Annotated in this window: 14 protein-coding genes and 1 other RNA gene; 7 read left to right on the forward strand and 8 right to left on the reverse strand. The window is 68.9% G+C overall.

From position 1 onward, the window contains the following. The first annotated feature begins 44 nt into the window (after positions 1–44). The 3 genes from hrpA to FF090_RS07905 all read left to right on the forward strand — a co-directional run bounded on the left by hrpA (position 45) and on the right by FF090_RS07905 (position 8,329). Positions 45–3,947, forward strand: coding sequence for an ATP-dependent RNA helicase HrpA (gene hrpA / locus FF090_RS07895; RefSeq protein WP_259372627.1), 3,903 nt, complete (start codon positions 45–47; stop codon positions 3,945–3,947). Between the two features lie 200 nt (positions 3,948–4,147). Further along, positions 4,148–5,857 (forward strand): HDOD domain-containing protein, encoded by a 1,710-nt coding sequence (locus tag FF090_RS07900; RefSeq protein ID WP_138856206.1) that lies wholly within the window; start codon positions 4,148–4,150, stop codon positions 5,855–5,857. 105 nt (positions 5,858–5,962) lie between these two features. After that, complete coding sequence (locus tag FF090_RS07905; protein WP_138856207.1) at positions 5,963–8,329, forward strand: serine/threonine protein kinase; 2,367 nt, start codon at positions 5,963–5,965, stop codon at positions 8,327–8,329. Between the two features lie 175 nt (positions 8,330–8,504). Here the strand turns inward: FF090_RS07905 and FF090_RS07910 are convergent, their stop codons facing one another. Further along, positions 8,505–9,479 carry a LysR family transcriptional regulator gene (locus tag FF090_RS07910; RefSeq protein WP_138856208.1) on the reverse strand — a complete coding sequence of 325 codons (975 nt, stop codon included), beginning with the start codon at positions 9,477–9,479 and terminating at the stop codon, positions 8,505–8,507. Between the two features lie 102 nt (positions 9,480–9,581). Here FF090_RS07910 and gstA point away from each other — a divergent pair, with 102 nt between their 5' ends. Genes gstA through FF090_RS07930 form a run of 4 tightly spaced genes read left to right on the forward strand, consistent with a single transcriptional unit; the run spans position 9,582 to position 11,459 of the window. Continuing rightward, positions 9,582–10,190, forward strand: a complete 609-nt coding sequence (gene gstA, locus FF090_RS07915) for a glutathione transferase GstA (RefSeq protein WP_138856209.1) — start codon at positions 9,582–9,584, stop codon at positions 10,188–10,190. A gap of 12 nt (positions 10,191–10,202) precedes the next feature. After that, a complete protein-coding gene (locus FF090_RS07920) occupies positions 10,203–10,424 on the forward strand; it encodes a tautomerase family protein (protein WP_138856210.1) in 222 nt (73 codons plus the stop codon). Next, complete coding sequence (locus tag FF090_RS07925) at positions 10,421–10,816, forward strand: nuclear transport factor 2 family protein (RefSeq protein WP_138856211.1); 396 nt, start codon at positions 10,421–10,423, stop codon at positions 10,814–10,816. Before FF090_RS07920 ends, FF090_RS07925 begins: the two co-directional genes overlap by 4 nt. Beyond that, the gene (locus tag FF090_RS07930; protein ID WP_138856212.1) at positions 10,788–11,459 is read left to right on the forward strand and encodes a DsbA family protein; all 672 of its coding nucleotides are present in this window, start codon (positions 10,788–10,790) and stop codon (positions 11,457–11,459) included. The genes FF090_RS07925 and FF090_RS07930 overlap by 29 nt, the downstream gene beginning before the upstream one ends. Before the next feature lie 30 nt (positions 11,460–11,489). Here FF090_RS07930 and FF090_RS07935 read toward each other — a convergent pair whose 3' ends face one another. From FF090_RS07935 to FF090_RS07965, 7 genes are all read right to left on the reverse strand, one after another. Then, complete coding sequence (locus tag FF090_RS07935; RefSeq protein WP_175423576.1) at positions 11,490–12,785, reverse strand: DUF6596 domain-containing protein; 1,296 nt, start codon at positions 12,783–12,785, stop codon at positions 11,490–11,492. Beyond that, complete coding sequence (locus tag FF090_RS07940) at positions 12,752–13,102, reverse strand: YciI family protein (protein ID WP_138856214.1); 351 nt, start codon at positions 13,100–13,102, stop codon at positions 12,752–12,754. The genes FF090_RS07935 and FF090_RS07940 overlap by 34 nt, the downstream gene beginning before the upstream one ends. A 116-nt stretch (positions 13,103–13,218) precedes the next feature. Next, positions 13,219–14,406: a serine hydrolase domain-containing protein gene (locus FF090_RS07945; protein WP_138856215.1), complete on the reverse strand. Its 1,188-nt coding sequence runs from the start codon at positions 14,404–14,406 to the stop codon at positions 13,219–13,221. Between the two features lie 408 nt (positions 14,407–14,814). After that, entirely contained in the window at positions 14,815–16,188 is a 1,374-nt protein-coding gene (locus FF090_RS07950) for a sensor histidine kinase (RefSeq protein ID WP_138856216.1), read from the reverse strand. Next, positions 16,185–16,844 (reverse strand): response regulator, encoded by a 660-nt coding sequence (locus FF090_RS07955; protein WP_138856217.1) that lies wholly within the window; start codon positions 16,842–16,844, stop codon positions 16,185–16,187. The genes FF090_RS07950 and FF090_RS07955 overlap by 4 nt, the downstream gene beginning before the upstream one ends. Positions 16,845–17,177: 333 nt before the next feature. Continuing rightward, an RNA gene (gene ffs, locus FF090_RS07960) (signal recognition particle sRNA small type) lies at positions 17,178–17,274 on the reverse strand. A gap of 42 nt (positions 17,275–17,316) precedes the next feature. Next, entirely contained in the window at positions 17,317–18,327 is a 1,011-nt protein-coding gene (locus tag FF090_RS07965; RefSeq protein ID WP_175423577.1) for a Kelch repeat-containing protein, read from the reverse strand. Positions 18,328–18,408: the final 81 nt, after the last annotated feature.

Below are 18,408 nucleotides of genomic sequence, written 5' to 3' on the forward strand. Positions count from 1 at the left end.
CACTGGGGCGCTGGGATGCTAGAGAGTCCGCGCGGCGCGGTGCTGTGGCGGGAAGGGTGGCTCCCGACTCGCGGGACAATGCGCCTGCCATGAATGAAGCCCAACCGAACAGCCGGCGCAACCCGCCGGCTGTTTCCATTGAGCGCAAGCCGCTCCCGCCCATCACTTTCCCAGAGTCCCTGCCCGTCAGCGCACGGCGCGAGGAGATCGCCGCTGCGCTGTCCGCGCATCAGGTCGTCATCGTTTGCGGCGAGACGGGCTCGGGCAAGACCACCCAACTGCCCAAGATCGCGCTGGCCTTGGGCCGGGGCAAGGCCAATGGCGGCGGCCTGATCGGCCACACCCAGCCGCGCCGCCTGGCCGCCACCAGCGTGGCCAAACGCATCGCCGAGGAGCTGAACTCGCCGCTGGGCCAGGTGGTGGGCTACAAGATTCGCTTCAACGACCGGCTGGAGGCCGGCGCCTCGGTCAAGCTGATGACGGACGGCATCCTGCTGGCCGAGACCCAGACCGACCCGCTGCTCAAGCGCTACGACACCCTGATCATTGACGAGGCCCATGAGCGCAGCCTCAACATCGATTTCCTGCTCGGCTATCTGAAGCAGATCCTGCCGCGCCGCCCCGATCTGAAGATCGTCGTCACCTCGGCCACCATCGATGCCGAGCGCTTTGCGCGGCATTTCGAGTCGAAGAACGGCCCGGCGCCGGTGATCCAGGTGTCCGGGCGCCTGTTCCCGGTCGAGCAGCGCTGGCGCCCCTTCGAGGAAAAGAAGGACTACGGCCTGCCCGATGCGATTCGCGACGCCGTCGATGAGCTCTGGCGCAGCGGCGGCGGCGACTGCCTGGTCTTCCTGCCGGGCGAGCGCGAGATCCGCGAGGTGGCCGAGAGCCTGCGCGCGCATCACCCGCCCGGGGTGGAGGTGCTGCCGCTGTTCGCGCGCCTCTCGCAACAGGACCAGGACAAGATCTTCCAGCCCCATGGCGCGCCGCGCATCGTGTTGGCCACCAATGTGGCCGAGACCTCGCTCACCGTGCCCGGCATCCGCTATGTGGTGGACGCCGGCACCGCGCGCGTCAAGCGCTACAGCTACCGCAACAAGGTCGAGCAGCTGCAGATCGAGGCCATCAGCCAGGCCGCCGCCAACCAGCGCGCCGGCCGCTGCGGCCGGGTGAGCAATGGCATTTGCGTGCGCCTCTATGACGAGGCCGACTTCGCGCAGCGCAGCCGCTTCACCGACCCCGAAATCCTGCGTAGCTCGCTGGCCGGGGTGATCCTGCGCATGAAGAGCCTCAGGCTCGGCGCGGTGGAGGACTTTCCTTTTCTGGAAGCGCCCCCAGGCAAGGCGATTGCCGATGGCTACCAGCTGTTGGCGGAGCTGGGCGCGGTGGACGAGGCCAACGAGCTGACCGACATCGGCCGCCAGCTGGCCAAACTGCCGCTGGACCCGCGCGTGGGCCGCATGCTGCTGGCCGCGCGCGAGGGCGATTGCCTGAACGAGATGCTGGTGATCGCCGCCAGCCTCAGCAGCCAGGACGTGCGCGATCGTCCGCCCGAGCAGCAGCAGGCGGCCGACGCCAAGCACAAGCCCTTTGATGACGAGAAGAGCGAGTTCAGTGGCTTGCTCAAACTCTGGAAGTGGCTGGAGACCGCTCGGGGCGGTGAGGGGGAACACAAGCTCAGCCATCGCAAATACGAGGCGAAGTTGCGCGAGCACTTCATCAACCCGCGCCGCGTGCGCGAGTGGCGCGACATTCACCAGCAGCTGCACACCGTGGTGGCCGAGCAGGGCTGGCGCCTGAACGGCAGCGAACCCACCTATGAGCAGTTGCACCGCGCGCTGCTGGCCGGCCTGCTGGGCAATATCGGCCTGAAGAGCGAGCTGGAGGAGTCGTCCGGGGCTTACCTGGGCGCACGCAGCATCAAGTTCTGGCCCTGGCCCGGTGCGCACCTGAGCAAGAAGCCCGGGCGCTGGGTGCTGGCCGCCGAGTTGGTGGAGACCAGCCGACTCTGGGGACGGGGCCTGGCCAATATCGACCCGCAATGGGTGCTGGCGCAATGCGGCCATTTGCTCAAGACCCATTTGAGCGAGCCGCATTGGGAAAAGAAGGCCGGCGAGGTGGTGGCGCTGGAGCGCGGCCTGCTCTACGGCCTGACGCTCTACCAGGGCCGGCGCGTGAACTTCGGCCGCATCGACCCGGCCAAGGCGCGCGAGATCTTCATTCGCGAGGCGCTGGTCGGCGGCGAGATCGATTCGCAGCTGCCTTTCTTGGCCCACAACGCCAAGCGCATTGCTGAGGTCGAGAAGCTCGAGCACAAGAGCCGCCGCCAGGACGTGCTGGTGGACGACAGCCTGATCGAGGCCTTCTACGACGCCCAGATCCCGCCCGAGGTCTGCTCCACCGCCACGCTGGAGAAGTGGTGGCGTCAGGCCAGCAAGGGAAACCCCAGGCTGCTGCATTTCAGCCGCGAAGAGCTGATGCGCCACGAGGCCGCCGGCATCACCTCGGACGCCTTCCCCAAGATGCTGCGGCTGGGCGGCGTGGACTGCCGCTGCGACTACCTGCACGAGCCCGGCGACGCCCGCGACGGCCTGACCGTCACGGTGCCGGTGTTTGCGCTGAACCCCGTGGGTGAAGCGGCCTGCGAATGGCTGGTGCCCGGCCTGGTGGAGGCCAAGGTGCTGGCCCTGATCAAGAGCCTGCCGCAAAAGCCGCGCGCCCGCCTGGCGCCGGTGCCCAGCTTTGTGAGCGAATGGCTGGCCGCCACGCCCTTTGGCGAAGGCTCGCTGATCGACACCCTGCTGGCGGCGGTCAAGACCAAGACCGGCCTGCCGCTGACGCGTGCGGACTTCAAGTTGGAACTGCTGAGCCCGCATTTGTTCATGAACCTGCGCGTGGTGGACGAACATGGTCGCCAGCTCGGCATGGGGCGCAATCTGGCCGCGCTTAAGGCCGAGTTCGGCGGCCTGGCGCGCTCCAGCTTCCAGGCTTTGGCGGCGCTGAAGCTCGCCCCCGCTGCCTCTGACGCCCGCAAAGCCGCCGAGAACGCCAAGGCCGCGCCCAAACCCGCGGCCGCAGCCCCTGCGCTGGAGGCCGCCAAGACCTACACCGACTGGAGCTTTGGCGAGCTGCCCGAGTTGCTGGAGGTGAGCAAGGGAGGGCAGAGCCTGATCGGTTTCCCGGCCTTGATCGACAAGGGGGCGCATGTCGAGATCGAGGTCTTTGACGAGCCCGAGGCCGCGCAGGCCCAGCATCGTCAGGGCCTGCTGCGCCTCTTTGCGCTGCAGCTCAAGGAGCCGCTCAAGGGCCTGGAGAAAAACCTCGGCCCCGACCTGCAGCGCCTGGGCGTGGCCTATATGGCCCTGGGCACACTCGAAGAATTGCGCGCCCAGGTGCTGCACACGGCCCTGGAGCGGGCCTTCGGCGGCGAGCCCCTGCCCAGCACGGCGGCGGCCTTTCAGGCCCGCATGGCCGAGGGCCGCCCGCGCCTGGTGCTGATCGCCCAGGAGGTGCTGCGCCAGGCCGGCCTGGTGCTGACCGAGCACCAGGCCGCCGCCCGCAAGCTCAAGGACGCCCGTGCACCCAAAGAGCTGGCCGAGGACATCCAAGCCCAGCTTGACCGCCTGCTGCCCAAACACTTCCTGCGTCAGACCCCCTGGGCCCAGCTGCAGCACCTGCCGCGCTACCTGAAGGGCATCCAGCTGCGGCTGGACAAGTGGCGTCAGGACGCGGCACGCGACGCCAAGCTCTTGGCCGAGCTGCGGCCGCTGGAGCAGCGCTGGCAGCGCCGCGTGGCCGAGCGCCGGGGCAGCCCGGATCCCCGCCTGGACGAGTTCCGCTGGCAGCTCGAGGAGCTGCGCGTGGGCCTGTTTGCCCAGGAGCTGCGCACGCCGCAGCCGGTGTCGATCAAGCGTCTGGAAAAGGTCTGGCAGCAGATGCAGGGTTGACCCACCCCCGAAGCGTCTTCGACGCCTCCCCCTCAAGGGGACGCCACCAGCAGCCCGGCAAAGCCGGTTCTGCGGTGGCACTTGATCGACACCGTCGGGCCGACGAACTGACCGATTCTTGTCTGCGACTGTGACTGCAGCAGTGGATAGGCGCTTCTCCGGAGAAGCTTCGCCTTGGCGACCGGGTTTAATGGCGCTTGATGTCGACGGAAAACCGCCCCAGTCCGCCCCCCAAGATGCTGGGGCCCTTCGAGCTCAAGGCCTTGCTGGGCAAGAGCGAGCGCAGCATGCTTTGGCAGGTGGTGGACAGCCGCAACCGGCAGGATTTGCTGTTGGCCATTCCGCGCCAGCGCCCCGCCGATCCGCAGGCCTGGCTGCAGGCGGCGCGGCAGGCCTCGCGCATTGAACATCCCGGTTTGGCGGCGCCGGTCGAGATCGGCCTCACCGACCCCTGGCCCTATATCGCCTACCCACGCCGCCTGGGGATGACGCTGGGCGAGTGGTTGGCCCGCCATCGCCAGCCCGCACCGCCGGATTGCGCGCAGTGGATGGCGCGCGCGCTCGAGGGCCTGGCGGCGGCCCATGACGCCGGTCTGTCGCATGGCGACGTGCAGCCCTTCTTGCTGCTCTTGGCGGAGGGCGGACAGGCGCATCTGTTGGGCATTGGCCTGCATGGGGCGGCCTGGCAGGCGGATGCCAAGGCGCGCCAGTTGCGCCAGAACGAGTGCCTGGAGGATGTGCTCTGTCTGGGCCTGCTGCTCAACCGCCTGCTGGGCGGGCGGGCGCCGCTGGAATGCACCGATACCCGCGAGGTGCTGCAACGCTTGGCCCCTTACGCACCCCATGGACGCGACATCGTGCGCCTGGGCTGGGAGCAGGCGCATCCGGTGGACGACGCGCTGCGGGCCATCGTCAACCGCGCCACCGCCAGCCAGCCGGCGCAGCGCTATTTGCAGGCGCGTGCTTTTGCGCGGGCGCTGGAGGGTTGGCGCGAGCACATCCAGAACCCCGAAGGCGGCATGGTGGCCCAGCTGCTGGACAAGCTGAAGCGCTTTGGCGGCCTGCCGATCACCCGCCCCGAGGCGGTCAAGACCGTGGTGGCCGGCGGGCTGGAGCGCCGCCATGGCGACGAGTTGGCGGGCTTGGTGCTTCAAGATCTAGCACTCAGCCTGGAGTTGCTGCGCCGGGTGAACCTGGCGCGCCGCCGCGAGGGTGGGGCGCAGCAGCCGGCGGTGCTGAATGTGGCTCGTGCCATCGCCATGGTCGGTCTGGACGAGTTGGCGCAGGCTGCACAGGCGCTCAAGCCTTGGCCCGGCGTGTTGGCGGCCGAGCGGGTGGTCAATCTGCGCCTGGCATTGGCGCGAGCGCACAAAGCGGCCGAGGTGGCGCGTGCCCTGGCGCCGGCCGGCTACGACGGTGAGATCCTGCGCTTGGCCGCGCTGGCGCAAAACCTTGGGCGCCTGCTGCTGCAGTACCACCTGCCCGATGAGGCCGAGCAGATCGAGCGCTTGCAGCAGCCACCAGAGCCCAGCGAGGACAACCCCCATCCACAGCCCATGAGCGAGCGCTTGGCGGCCTTTGCGGTGCTGGGCTGCGAGCTCGACGACCTGGGTGCAGCCGCCCTGCGCCACTGGGGCCTGGGCGATGAGTTGCAGAAGATGGCGCGGCGCCCCGAGGTCGACCAGCCCGTCCACCATGCGCAGGGCGATATCGAGACCCTGCGTCTGACCTGCGCCTTGGCCAATGAGTTGGTGGATTGCCTGGCCGAGACCGATTTGCGGCGGCGCCGCCAACGCATCGAGGGCGTGACGCGCCGCTATGGCCGGGCGCTTGGGATTGGCGCACGTGAAGTTCAATTGGCGTTGTTCCCCGAGTCCGCGCAGGCGGCCGTGCAGCACACTCTGGCTTGAAGATGCCCTCCCCAGTCGCCCTTCGCTCGCCAACCCACAAGGGGGTGCTCATGGGCATGGGGCGGCCTGGCGCCCACGACTTCCCTGCCGCCCACTGGTACGCCAATGGCCACTGAACTCGGTCGCTTCAAGCTGATTCGCCGCCTGGGCACGGGGGCGCAGGCCACGGTGTGGCTGGCGCACGATCCGCGCCTTGACCGCGAGGTGGCGCTCAAGGTGCTGAACCCCGATGCCACGCCCGACGCGGTGGACGAATGGTTGCGCGAGGGGCGGGCGGTCAGCCGGCTCAACCACCCTGGCATCGTGCCGGTGTTCGAGGCCGACCGCATTGATGGCCAACCGGCCCTGGTGTTCGAGTTGGTGCGCGGCGGCACCCTGGCGCAGTTCTACGGCCAAGGCGCCATGCCGCCGCGGGCGGCGGTGGAGTTGATGGTGCAGGTGCTGGATGCCCTGGCCTATGCGCATGCGGCCGGCGTGGTGCATCGCGATCTCAAGCCCGGCAATGTATTGATTGACGCGCAGCAGCGCCCGCGCGTCACCGACTTCGGCATCGCCGGTCGCGCCACCGACCGCAGTGAGGCCCGCATCGTCGGCACGCCGGGCTATATCTCGCCCGAGGCCGCGCGCGGCGAGGCGCCGCAGCCGCGCATGGATGTCTTTGCGGCCGCCGTGATGCTGACCGAGTTGCTCAGCGGCAGCCGCTTGATCCAGGAGCGCGACCCGATGCGGGCCTTGCAGCGCGTGCTCCACGAAGACTTGGAGCCGCCGCCGATGTCCAGCCCCGACATCGACGATGCGCTCTTGGGGGTGCTGCAACGCGGCCTGAGCCGCGACCCGGTCAAGCGCTGGGAGAGTGCCGCCGCTCTGCGCGACGCGCTGACGCAGTGGTTGCACGGCCCCCAGGGCCAGGAGGCGGACGGGCCTGTCGAAGGTGGGGCGGCGGCGCTGGAATTTTTGCTGCGCCGCATGCGCGCCAAGGCCGACTTCCCCGGTCTGTCGGCCTCCATCGAGCGCATCCAAAAGCTCACCCAGTCCGAGAACGAGAGCCTGGCGGCCCTGTCCAGCGAAATCCTCAAGGACGTGGCGCTGACCAAGAAGCTGCTGCGCCTGGTCAATACCGTGCAATTTCGCCATGCCGGGGGCGGCAGCATCAGCACGGTGTCGCGTGCGGTGGCGCTGATCGGTTTTGGGGGCGTGCGCAATCTGGCGCTTTCGCTGGTGCTGCTGGAGCGCATGCAGGACCGGGCTCACGCGGCCCAGCTCAAGACCGAGTTCCTGCGCGGCCTGTTGGCCGGCAGTCTGGCGCGTGAGCTCAGCGGCAACAGTCGCGAGGGCGAGGAGCTGTTTCTGGCCGCGCTGTTCCAGAACCTGGGTCGGCTGCTCACCGAGTTCTACTTCCCGGAAGAAGCCAGCCAGGTGCGGCGCCAGGTGCGCGAGGCCCAGGGCACGCAGGCTCCGGTCAGCGAGGCCACCGCTTCGGCCCGCGCGCTGGGCATCAGCTACGAGGAGTTGGGCGTGGCCGTGGCCAAGCGCTGGGGCCTGCCCGAGGGACTGACCAGCGTGATGCGTCGCCCCAGTGGCGAGGCACCGGCGCGCGCTGTCGAGCAGCCAGTGGACCGTCAGCGCTGGGTGGCGCGTGCCGCCAATGACGCCGCCGATGTGGTGCTGGCCAGTGAGCCCGAGCTCAGCGCAGCGCGCCTGCGGCAATTGGGCGACCGCTATGCCAAGGCCTTGCGTGTGGGCGGCGAGGCCTTTGCCAACGCCTGCGAAACCGCCAAGAGCAAGCTCGCCCACTTGGCCGAGGCCATGGAGTTGCGGGTGGATCGGCAGTCGCCCGCGCAGCGCCTGATCACGGTGGCCAGCGAGCCCGCGGGCGATGAGCTCGATACCCTGGTGATGCAGGCCACCGTGCTGGATAGCGAACTGCCCACCCGCGCCCGCGAGCAGGCCGCCCAGCAACTCGCCGCCGGCATCCAGGACATCACCGACGCCATGGTCGAGGCCAACGACCTGGGGGCGGTGCTGCGCATGATCCTGGAGACCATCTACCGCTCGCTGGGCCTGCGCCGCGTGTTGTTTGCGCTGCGCGAGGCGCGCAGCGAGTGCCTGGTGGGGCGCTTCGGCATGGGCGAGGGCGCCGAGACCCTGGCGCCGCAGTTCAAGGTGGCGCTCAAGCCCGCGCCTGGGCAGGCCCCCGATCTCTTCGCGGCGGTGTGCCTGAAGGGGGTGGACACCCTGATCAGCGACGCCACCCAGCCCAATATCGCGCAGCGCCTGCCGGCTTGGTGGCGCAGCGGATTCCAGTCGGGCAGCTTCCTGATCCTGCCGCTGTCGCTCAAAGGGGCACCCTTTGCACTGATCTATGCCGATGCCGCCAAGCCAGGCGCTATCCAGCTCGACGAGAAAGAACTCTCGCTGCTGCGCACCCTGCGCAACCAGGCGGTGATGGCCTTTCGGCAGTCCGGCGGCTGATTTCGTCGGGCGGCTTAGGCCCTTTCCCTTCGGGTTGCCACCCGACAAGGGCGCCCACTTTGTTGCGAAGCTCGCAGGGGCTTTGTGTGGACAGCTTGGGCCCTGAGGGCCCGAGCTGCCTCACAAAGAGCAGGGTCTTCGGCCCTGCGCGGCCTGCCAGGCGTGAGCCTCAGCTTCACTTCGCGCCGCGTTGGCGCCCTTTCTGGATGGCCACGTGCTGGCCTTCATTAGTGTGAACAGGCCCTAGTTCGGCGATCAGATAGTCCATCAGCACCCGCACGCGCAGCGGCAGGTGCCGATTGGCCGGGTAGAGCAGCGAAAAGGGGCGGCTGCAGCCACCAAAGGGTTTGAGCAACTCCACCAACTCACCGCTCTCCAGCTGGCGCTGCACCAGGAAGCGATAGGTCTGGGCGAGGCCCGCGCCGGACAAGGCCAAGGTGATGGGGGCCAGGATGTCATCGCTGACGCGCAGCGCGCCCTGGGTTGGCCACTCCAAGGTGCTGCCGGCTTCGGAATGAAAGGCCCAGGCCACCGTCTGGCCGCTGCGGGGCAGGCGGAACTGAATGCATTCGTGCTCGCCCAGGTCCTCGGGACGCACAGGGACTGATCGCCCCCTCAGGTACTGCGGCGCCGCCACCACCACCAGCTCGGCGTCTTCCAGGCGGCGCGCCACCAGGCCGGAGTCGGGGGGTGTGCGCCCGCGCACGGCCAGATCGAAGCCTTCGTCGATCAGGTCCACATTGCGGTTGCTCAGATGCAGCTCCAGTTCAATCTGCGGGAATCGGCGCCGGAACTCCGGCAACGTCGGCAGTACGCGGAAATGACCGTAGGAGGTCGGAAGGCTCAGCCGCACCAGGCCCCGGGCCTCGGTCTGCGCGCCGCTGAGTTCGGCCTCGGCCTCGGCCAGCAGGCCCAGGGCCTGACTGACCTGCTCGAAATAGCCTTGCCCCGCCGGCGTCAGGCGCACTGAGCGGGTGGTGCGCTGCAGCAGGCGAACGCCCAGGCGTTCTTCCAGACGGGCCACGGCCCGGCTCACTGCGGCCGGGGTCAAACCCGCGCTGCGCGCCGCGCCGGAAAAGCTCTGCTGCTGCGCGGTGAGGCAGAACAGCTCGATGGCACCCAGGCGGGGATCGTCGTAGTCACGGCTCATTGATGAAATTACGGAATAAATGATTCAATGGCTGGCTAGTTTATTGATTTAAAAGCAGTCAATAGCATGAAGGCCTTCTGTCATCGCTCAAGGAGGAGCCTCATGAAGTTGTATTACTCACCCGCCGCCTGTTCCCTGGCCTCGCACATCGTGTTGCGCGAAACCGGGCAGGACTTTGAACTGATCAAGGTGGACACCCAGACCCACCGCACCGCCAGTGGCGCCGACTACTTCGGCATCAATCCCAAGGGCCAGGTGCCCTTGTTGGAGCTGGAGGACGGCCAGCGCCTGAGCGAGGGGCCGGTGATTGCGCAGTACATCGCGGATCGCAAGGGCGCGAGGGACTTGATGCCCGAACCCGGCAGCCTGGCGCGTTACCGCGTGCAGGAATGGCAGAACTACATCAGCACCGAGCTGCACAAGTCCTTCACGCCGCTGTTCAACCCCGAGCTCGACGCCAAGGCCAAGACCACCCTGCGTGCTGTGTTGAACAAGAAGCTGGCCTGGCTGGATGGCCAGATGCAAGGGCGGCGCTTCCTCACCGGCGAGGCCTTCACCGCAGCGGATGCCTATCTCTTCGTGGTCTTGGGCTGGGCTCAGTATGTGGATGTGGACCTGCAGCCCTTTGCCGGCCTGTTGAACTTCCGCACCCGGGTGGCGCAGCGTCCTGCCGTGCGCGCCGCCCTGCAGGCCGAAGGCCTGCTGCAGTAAGGGGGTCTGGCCATGCCCTATGTGTTGATCCAGGTGACGCGCGAAGGGGTGAGCGCGGCGCAGAAGCGAGCCCTCATCGAGGGCACCACCCGCCTGCTGGTGGAGGTGCTGGACAAGGACCCGGCCACCACCTTTGTCGTCATCGACGAAGTGGATACCGACAACTGGGGCGTGGCCGGCGAGACGGTGACGGCGCGGCGCGCCCGCGCCGCCAGCCAGCGGGAGGCGACATGAACGAGGCCGGCCCCGCTGAGCAGGAGATCCGCGCGCTGCTGCGGCGCTATCTCGATGGCCTCTACCACTGCGATGTGGGCCTGCTGAGTGAGGTGTTGCACCCGCGGGCGCTGTACGCCACGGCGGTGCCCGAGCCGGCCCTGATCTGGGACATGCCGAGCTATTTCGCGGTGGTGGCGCAGCGCGATCCCCCTGCCCGGCGCGGTGAGCCTCGCGATGATGAGTTGCTGCGCCTGAGCCTGATCGGGCCTGGCACGGCCCTGGCCGAACTGCGCTGCCGCATGGGCGGCAAGCATTACCACGATCTGCTCAGCCTGTGCCGCTTGGACGGGCGCTGGTGGATTCTTTCCAAGGTGTTTCACTATGAACTCGACGATGCAGGCCGGGCTTGAGCGCCTGATCCTGGTGGCCGACCCGATGTGCAGCTGGTGCTATGGGTTTGCACCGTCCCTGCAGGCCTTCCTGGCGCAAGCGCCCGAAATCGAACTGGACTTGGTGCTGGGGGGCCTGCGCCCTGACCCCGGCGAGCTCCTGACGGCCGAGGGCATCGCCTTTCGCCTCGGCCATTGGCGGCGTGTGCAGGCCCTGAGCGGGTTGCCCTTCAACCCGAAGGCGCTGCGCGAGGGCATGCGTTACAGCACCGAGCCCATCAGCCGGGCGGTGGTGCTGGCGCGCGAGCAACTGCCAGGCCAGGGCGCGCGCCAGCTGGCGGTTTTTCACGCGCTGCAGCGCGGTTTCTACGAGCAGGGCCTGGACACCACTGCACCGGAGGTCTTGGCCGAATTGCTGTCCCAGGCCCTGGCCGAGCAGGGTGTGAACTTGGACGCGGCGAGCGCGCTGCAGGCCCTGCAGAGCCCCCCCTTGGCCCGACGCACGCGGGAGGACTTTGAGCGGGCTCGATCTCTGCACGTGAACAGCTTCCCGACCCTGCTGCGCCAGCATGGGGTGCATGCGGCGCAGCCCCTGCATGCGGGCTATGCCAGCGCAGCGCAGTTGCGCGAGTTGTGGCTTGCAGGGGTAGCGCACCCGTCCTGATGGGCGGGGCCCGAGGCCCGGCCTGACGCTTCAGCGCGGTGTTGCTGCGGCGGACGAGGCCTCAGCCCAGGCCCGCTCCAGCATGCGGGCGTCGGCTGCTTGCGGGGCTGCCGCCACGGCCTGGGCCAGCCAGGCCTGGGCAGCGGCCACTCGCCCGGCCCGCAGATGGGCGCGGGCGCAGGCGGCCAGGCCATGGGCACGCAGTGCCGCGGGCAGCTGCGGCAGCAGGCTTTGCAGTTCTTGTAGGGCTTGTTCCGGATTGCCGGCTTCGGCCAGGGCGATGGCGTGTCCCAGTTGCGGCGCGGCGCTCGGGTCCAGGGTGCGCAGCAGGCTGTAGTAGCGCACGATGGCGGGCCAATCGGTGCGTGCGTAGTTGGGCGCCCGGGCGTGCTCGGCGGCAATGCCCGCCAGCAGATGCCAACGGCTCAGGCGCTCACCGCGCTGCGAGGCTTGCAGATGGGCCATGCCGCGCGCGATCAGGCCGGCGTCCCAGCGCTCGCGCGCTTGGCCGGCCAGGGGCACGAAGTCGCCGTTCGCGTCCACACGCCCGCTCAGGCGGGCCCCATGCAGCAACAACAGGGCTGCCAGGGCATCGCTCTCGGGCGCCGCCGTGGCCGCATGGGCGCACAGCGCGCGGGCCAGGCGGATGGCCTCCCAACAGGGCTGCAGGGCCAGCTCACGCGGAGGTAGATCGTCCGCCAGTCCGCTGCGCCCTGCTGCCTGCTGGCCTTGATGAAACATCAGCGCCAGCACATGAAGGACGGCCTCAATTCGTTCCGGCAGTTCGGCGCCGGCGGGAATGCGAAGCGGGGCTTGCGCTGCCAGCGTCTCGCGGGCCCGTGCAAGCCGTTGGGCCAGGGCGGCCGGGGTGCTGAAGAACAGCGGCGCCAGCTGCTCCAGTGTCAGCCCAGCCAGGGCCCGCAGGGCCAGCAGGACCTGGGTGGCCAAGGGCAATGCAGGGTGGCAGGCGCCAAACAGCAGGGCCAGCTCCTCGTCCAGTAGTTCGCCCTGCAGGCGCTCGGTGCTGAGGACGGGGGGGCCGAGGGTGTCGAGGACGGATGCCTCCTCCACCGGCTGCAGCCGGCGGGTGAGTCGCAGTTCGTCGATCAAATGCCGTTGCGCCACCCGGTAGAGCCAGGCCGCCGGTTGAGCGGGCAGGCCATCGCGGGCCCAGTGCTCTAGGGCCTTGAGACAGGCGGCCTGGAGGGCCTCCTCGGCCAACTCCAGGCGGTCCAGCCCCAGGCCGCGCAGCAGCAGGGCCAGCAAGCGCCGGCGCTGCAGCAGCAGATCGCTCAGAGCACGTCGATGCGGCGCATCTCGATCCACTGCCGGCCTTCCAGATGCGGGCACTCGCGCGCCAGGGTCTCGGCCTGGGCGTCGTTCTCGGCCTTGATCAGGTAGAAGCCGCCGATCACGTCATGGGCCTCGGCGTAGGGGCCATCGCTGACCAGCACCTGCGTGCCCTGGCGCCGCAACTGGCGGCCACCGTCGTCGCTGAGTTTTTCACCGCCGGCCAGCAGGCCGCGTTCGGCCAGAGACTGGGCCCAGGCCTGATGGCGCCGCACGATGTCTTGCATCTGGGCCGGGCTGAGTTCGGCGTAGTCCGCCGGGGTTTCGTGCAAGAGCAGCAGATAGGTGTGCATGGTCCGTCTCGGTTGGCGGCGGCCACGGGATTGTGGGTTCGCCTGGGACCATGACGGATGGGGTGCCTGCCGCATGACGGCTCCCCATCTCAGGAGAAACACGGAGCCCCCGCCGCTTACCGGCTCGCCAGACGAATCAGGCCATCGTTCAGCGCCCGGGTGACCCAGTCGGGCGTCGCCGCATCGGTGCCGAAGGTATTGGTCAGCGCGAAGTGGGCGCGCTGGCCATCCTGGCGCAGGATGACCGCCCCCATGAAGCCGCTCGCGGCGCCGGCATGGACCAGATAGGGCCGGCCGTTCAAGGCGCCGCCCTGCCAGCCCAGCGCGTAGTCGCTGAAGCGCAGCGTGCGCAAGGTCTGCACATAGAAGGCGGGCAGGGCGTGGGCCTTGCCCTGCAGGGCGCGTTGGTGTTCGGCCAGCCACAGGCCGTACTCGGCGGGCGTGAGCCAGACATCGCCGGAGGGCTTGATCGCGTCCACCCAGGGTTGCATCTCGGCCCCAAAGCCGCTGAAGGGTTGCAGGCGGCTGGGGTGCTCCCCTTCATGCCCCTGAACGGTGCTAGAGGCCGGCTGCCACAGCGGATGCAGGTTCATGGGCGCCAGAAATTGGCGCATCAGGGTCTCGAAGTCTTGCCCGGTGGCGGCTTCCAGCATCGCGCCGACCAGGGTGTAGCCGGCGTTCGAATAGACGAAGTCCTGGCCGGGTTGGCCGGCCGGCGGCAGGCTCAGGGTCCAGCGCGCCAGAACGCGGCGGCGGCCCGCTTCAGTCTGCGGCAAGGGCTCAGTTTGCGTCGCCAGGAATTGGGCAAATGCCGCGATATCGGCCGCACCGTCCAGCGCCACCAGGCCGGCGCGGTGGTTCAGCAACTGGGCCAGGGTGATCTGGGCATAGGCGGGATGCATGCCGGTGGCCAGCTCGGGCAGCAGTTCGGCGGGCTTGCTGTCCCAGCGCAGGCGGCCCTTTTCCACCCAATGGGCGGCCAGCGCAGCGGTCATCGATTTGCTCATCGAGGCCAGGTGGAAGGCCTCGTCACCTTGCATCGCAGCGCCCTGGGGCTTGCGCAGGCCGGCGGTGCCCAGATAGAGCTTGGCGGCGGACTCGGCCTGCGTGGCGAACACCGCGCCCACCAGCCCGGTGCGCACCGCTGTTTCGGCCTCGGTGCGGGCGGCCTGGGTTTCGGTCAGTAGCTGCGGGTCGCGAATCTCATCGCGCTGGGTGTCCACGCCGCCGCCGCAGGCGCTTAGCAAAGCCAGCAAGGAGAGGGTGAACAGGGCGCGGCGGGGCAGGGAGAGGTCGGCAGGCATGGATGGAAGTCAAGACGGGTCAGGAAGGCCCGCATTCTTGAAATCCGACCCTTAAGAATCTCTAAAGGAGGGTCTGCAAAACCCCCTGCGCCCGCGCCAAGACTTTTCGGGATGAGGGCCAAGGCGCGAGCCGCCGCTCAGGCTGGTGGCCTGAGCAAGGCTTGCAACGCCGGCCATCGCCCGAAAAGTCTTTGGCCCGCAAGGGCTTGCGAGATAACCGGCCGTCTCGGTCGTTGGCGCGCTCGGCAGTCGGTCAGAGAGTCCGACCTTCGCGCGCCGCCGGCGCGCAAAAGCGCCGGCGCTCGGGTAGGCACAAACAGTCCGCTGGACTGTTTGTGTCCGACCTCGCTCTACGATCCGGCCGGTTCTCTCGCAAACGCGGGCTGCACGGGGTTTTGCAGACCCTCCTCAAAGATCGATCTGGAAGCGGAGGCCTCGCCCCGCCAGTCCGGTCCCCAGCTGTAGCTGCGCCCCCAGGCGCTGCAGGGCCTGACGCACGATGGACAGGCCCAGGCCGCTGCCCGAGGCTTCGGTCTGCTGGGCCTGCGGACCGCGCCAGAAGCGCTCGAACATGGCCTCGCGATGCTCGGGCGCGACGCCGGGGCCGTCGTCGGCCACCGCCAGCCAGGGGCGGCCTTTGAGGTGCCCGTCATGGTGCAGACCGATTTGCAGCTCGACCTGGCGGGCGCCATAGCGAATCGCGTTGTCCAGCAGGTTGTGCAGCAGGCTTTGCAGGGCCTGGCGCTCGCCGTGCCAGGGCAGGTTCTTCAGCTCTGGCGGGCCCTGAAGGGCCAGCTCGACGCCGCGTGCGCGCGCCTCGCGGTGCGCTTGCCGCAGGGCTTGAGCCGCCAATTCGGCCAGGTCCAGGGCTTCGGGCTGCGCCGGCCGCTCCTGATCCAGACGGGCCATGTCCAACAGCTGTTGAGAGAGGTGGGCGGTGCGCGCCAGGCCACTTTGCAGGGCCTGGGCAGCCTGGGCGCGACCGGCCTCATCGCCGCTGTGCAGCAGCACATGGGCCTGCGCACCCAGGGCCGCCAGCGGCGTGCGCAACTCGTGCGCGGCGTCGTGCACAAAAGCGCGCTCGCGCGCCAGCTGTTCGCGCAGCCGCGCCAGCAGGGCGTCAAAGGCCGCGCCCAAGGGTTGCAGCTCCGCGTAGCGCAGGTCCAGGTTCAATGCTGCCAGCTCGCGGCGGGTATCCAGCGCCGCAATGCGCGCCGTGAAGCGGCGCAGCGGGCCCAGGCCCGTGCGCACCGCCAGCCAGAGTGTGAGCAGCAACACCGGCAGGGCAATCAGCAGCGAGACCAGGATCTGCTCCAGGACCCACTGCAGCAAGACGGCATCGGGCACCTGTTGATCCAGCACCAGCACCTGCCAGCGGCCCGCGGTCGCATTCAGCGCGGTGTAGCGGTGCGGGCCAATCTCCACACGACTCAGGCCCAGGGCGGGCTGGACGGCAAGCGGCGTCAGGTTGGACAGGTTGGACCAGAGCGGGCGCCCCTGCGCATCGGACAGGCGGATGCCCGCCGTGCCGAAGGCATAGCCACTTTCCTCGCGCAGGCGCCGGAGCTCGCGGGCAAAGCCCTGCACCACGGCGCGGGCGCTGTTTTCATCCTGGACCCCTTCCAGGCTCGCCACCATCAGCCGGCCCAAGTGGTGGGCCACCGACTGCTCGGTCAATTGCGCCCGCGCGGTCCAGAAATTCCAGGCCACCAAGAGCACCGCAACCAGGGCATAGGCCACCAGCAGCGCGCCGATCAGGCGGCGGCCAAGGCTGGGTTTCATATCGACTCCAACCAGTAACCCACGCCACGCAAGGTGCCCACCCGCTCGGGCCCGATCTTGCGGCGCAGATTGCTCAGGTGCACCTGCAGCGCCCCGGTGTCCAGCGCCTCGCCCAGGGGTTCTAGGCGCTGCGCCAACGTGGCCTTGTCCACCACCTCGCCACCGCCTTCGGCCAGGGCCAGCAGCAGTTGGAATTCGCGCGGTGTCAGGTCGAGAAGCTGGCCGCTCAACTGCGCCTGCATGCGGCGCGGCAACACCGTCAAAGCGCCGAACTGCCAGGCCTCCCCAGCTTGGGCCGCCGTGCGCCGCAGCACCGCGCGCAGGCGGGCCAGCAGTTCGGGGATCTCGAAGGGTTTGACCAGGTAGTCATCGGCCCCGGCATCCAGCCCGTCGAGCCGCTCGTCCAGCGCGCCGCGCGCGGTGATCAAAAGGATGGGGGTGCGGCTCTGCGCGGCGCGCCAACGGCGCAGCAGGTCCAGCCCGCTGCCGTCGGGCAGGCCCAGATCCAGCAGCATCGCGCTGCAGGCCGGATCATCCAGAAGCGGCGGTGCATCGGCCGCGCGGCGCAGCCATTGCACGCTGAAGGACTCCAGGCGCAACGCGCTCAAAAGGGCCTGACCCAGGTCGAGGTCGTCTTCGATCAGCAGGATGTGCATGGGCCGGCAGTCTAGGGAGGGTCTGCAAAACCCCGTGCAGCCCGCGTTTGCGAGAGAACCGGCCGGATCGTAGACGGCGCGCGAAGGTCGGACTGGCTGTCCGACAGCCGAGCGCGCCAACGACCGAGACGGCCGGTTATCTCGCAAACCCTTCGGGCCAAAGACTTTTCGGGCGATGGCCGGTGTTGCGATCCTTGCTCAGGCCACCAGCCTGAGCGGCGGCTCGCGCCTTGGCCCTCATCCCGAAAAGTCTTGGCGAGGGCGCAGGGGGTTTTGCAGACCCCCCCTGGCACCAAAGAAAAACGGCTGCCACTGGCAGCCGCTTCTTGAATGGGTGACGAGCCTTACCTCGGCACTGGTTGCAACGCTAAGGGCTGCTTGGTTCCCCACCTGACCCGATTGGGCGCGCTCCCATGCGAGGGGGCCCGTCGACGCGCATTCTATGCGCAGACCGCATAGGCCCCTTGGAGGCTCACTGCGGCTTGAAGCGCCAGACCTGCTTGGACTCGGTGCCCACGGCGTCCGAGGCGCCGGTGAAGCCGCCCATCACATAGATGGAATCGCCACTGGCCACGGCCGCCAGCCCGTGGGCGGCAAAGGGCATGGCGGGCAGGCTCTGCCAGCTGCGGGTGCTGGGGTCCCAGCGCTCCACCGCGTTGCTGACCGTGCGCGCGGCCGTTTCGCCGCCGAAGGTGTAGAGCTGGCCGCCCAGGGTGGCGGCGGCCAGACTGCCGCGGGCGGTGGGCATGGGGCTCTCGGCGCTCCAGCTGTTGCTGGCCGGGCTGTAGCAGTCCAGCAGGTTGAGGGGCTGCTGGTCGGTGGCACGGATGCCGGGCGAACGCCCGCCAGCCACGCACAGACGGCCATCGACCGCCGCAGCGGCTGCCGCGTTGCGGGCGCTGGGCAGGGGCGCCAGGCTGGTCCAGGTCTGGGACGTCAGGTCGTAGGCTGCGTGCGTGGCCACCGAGGCGCTGGCGCTGTTGTTCAGGTTCCAGCCGCCCATCAGGTGCAGGCGGCCGCCGAGTTCGGCCGCTGCGGCCGCGAAACGACGCTCCGGCAAGGCCGTGCCACTGCTCCAACTGTTGCTGGTGGCGTCATAGATCTGGAAGGCGTTGCTGGCCTCGCCGCCCAGGGCATAGGCTTTGCCGGCCACGCCGAGCACCGCCAGGTTGTCGCTGCCGCGCGGCATGGCCGGCCCGGCGCGCCAGGTGTTGGTGGCCAGGTCGTAGAGGAAGCTGGTGTTGCGGGTGTCGTAGCCACCAGCGGCGACCAACTGGGTGCCCGTGCCCGTGCTCACCGCGGCCACGCCGAACTTGGCCAGGCCCTCGGGCAGATCGGCCAGACGGGTCCAGCCGGCGGGGGCTGGTGTTGGGGTGGGGGTTGGCGTGGGTGCCGGGGTTTCCGCGACGGAGTCACCGCCACCGCCACAAGCGGCCAACAGGGTGAGAGAAGCCAGCAACATCGCGCCAGATTGGTTTTTCATGAGGGGCTGAGGAAGGGGCTTCAGCCCCTCCGGAATGGCGCACCCGATTGGTGCGCCACCATTGGCGGACTTTGCCGCCAG

Source organism: Inhella inkyongensis, assembly GCF_005952805.1.
Taxonomy (GTDB): Bacteria; Pseudomonadota; Gammaproteobacteria; order Burkholderiales; family Burkholderiaceae_C; genus Inhella; species Inhella inkyongensis.

Coding starts and splice junctions, on each gene's coding strand:
- FF090_RS07900 (WP_138856206.1), top strand. CDS start 4,148: ATGTCGACGGAAAACCGCCCCAGTCCGCCCCCCAAGATGCTGGGGCCC.
- FF090_RS07905 (WP_138856207.1), top strand. CDS start 5,963: ATGGCCACTGAACTCGGTCGCTTCAAGCTGATTCGCCGCCTGGGCACG.
- FF090_RS07910 (WP_138856208.1), bottom strand. CDS start 9,479: ATGAGCCGTGACTACGACGATCCCCGCCTGGGTGCCATCGAGCTGTTC.
- gstA (WP_138856209.1), top strand. CDS start 9,582: ATGAAGTTGTATTACTCACCCGCCGCCTGTTCCCTGGCCTCGCACATC.
- FF090_RS07920 (WP_138856210.1), top strand. CDS start 10,203: ATGCCCTATGTGTTGATCCAGGTGACGCGCGAAGGGGTGAGCGCGGCG.
- FF090_RS07925 (WP_138856211.1), top strand. CDS start 10,421: ATGAACGAGGCCGGCCCCGCTGAGCAGGAGATCCGCGCGCTGCTGCGG.
- FF090_RS07930 (WP_138856212.1), top strand. CDS start 10,788: ATGAACTCGACGATGCAGGCCGGGCTTGAGCGCCTGATCCTGGTGGCC.
- FF090_RS07940 (WP_138856214.1), bottom strand. CDS start 13,102: ATGCACACCTATCTGCTGCTCTTGCACGAAACCCCGGCGGACTACGCC.
- FF090_RS07945 (WP_138856215.1), bottom strand. CDS start 14,406: ATGCCTGCCGACCTCTCCCTGCCCCGCCGCGCCCTGTTCACCCTCTCC.
- FF090_RS07950 (WP_138856216.1), bottom strand. CDS start 16,188: ATGAAACCCAGCCTTGGCCGCCGCCTGATCGGCGCGCTGCTGGTGGCC.
- FF090_RS07955 (WP_138856217.1), bottom strand. CDS start 16,844: ATGCACATCCTGCTGATCGAAGACGACCTCGACCTGGGTCAGGCCCTT.
- FF090_RS07965 (WP_175423577.1), bottom strand. CDS start 18,327: ATGAAAAACCAATCTGGCGCGATGTTGCTGGCTTCTCTCACCCTGTTG.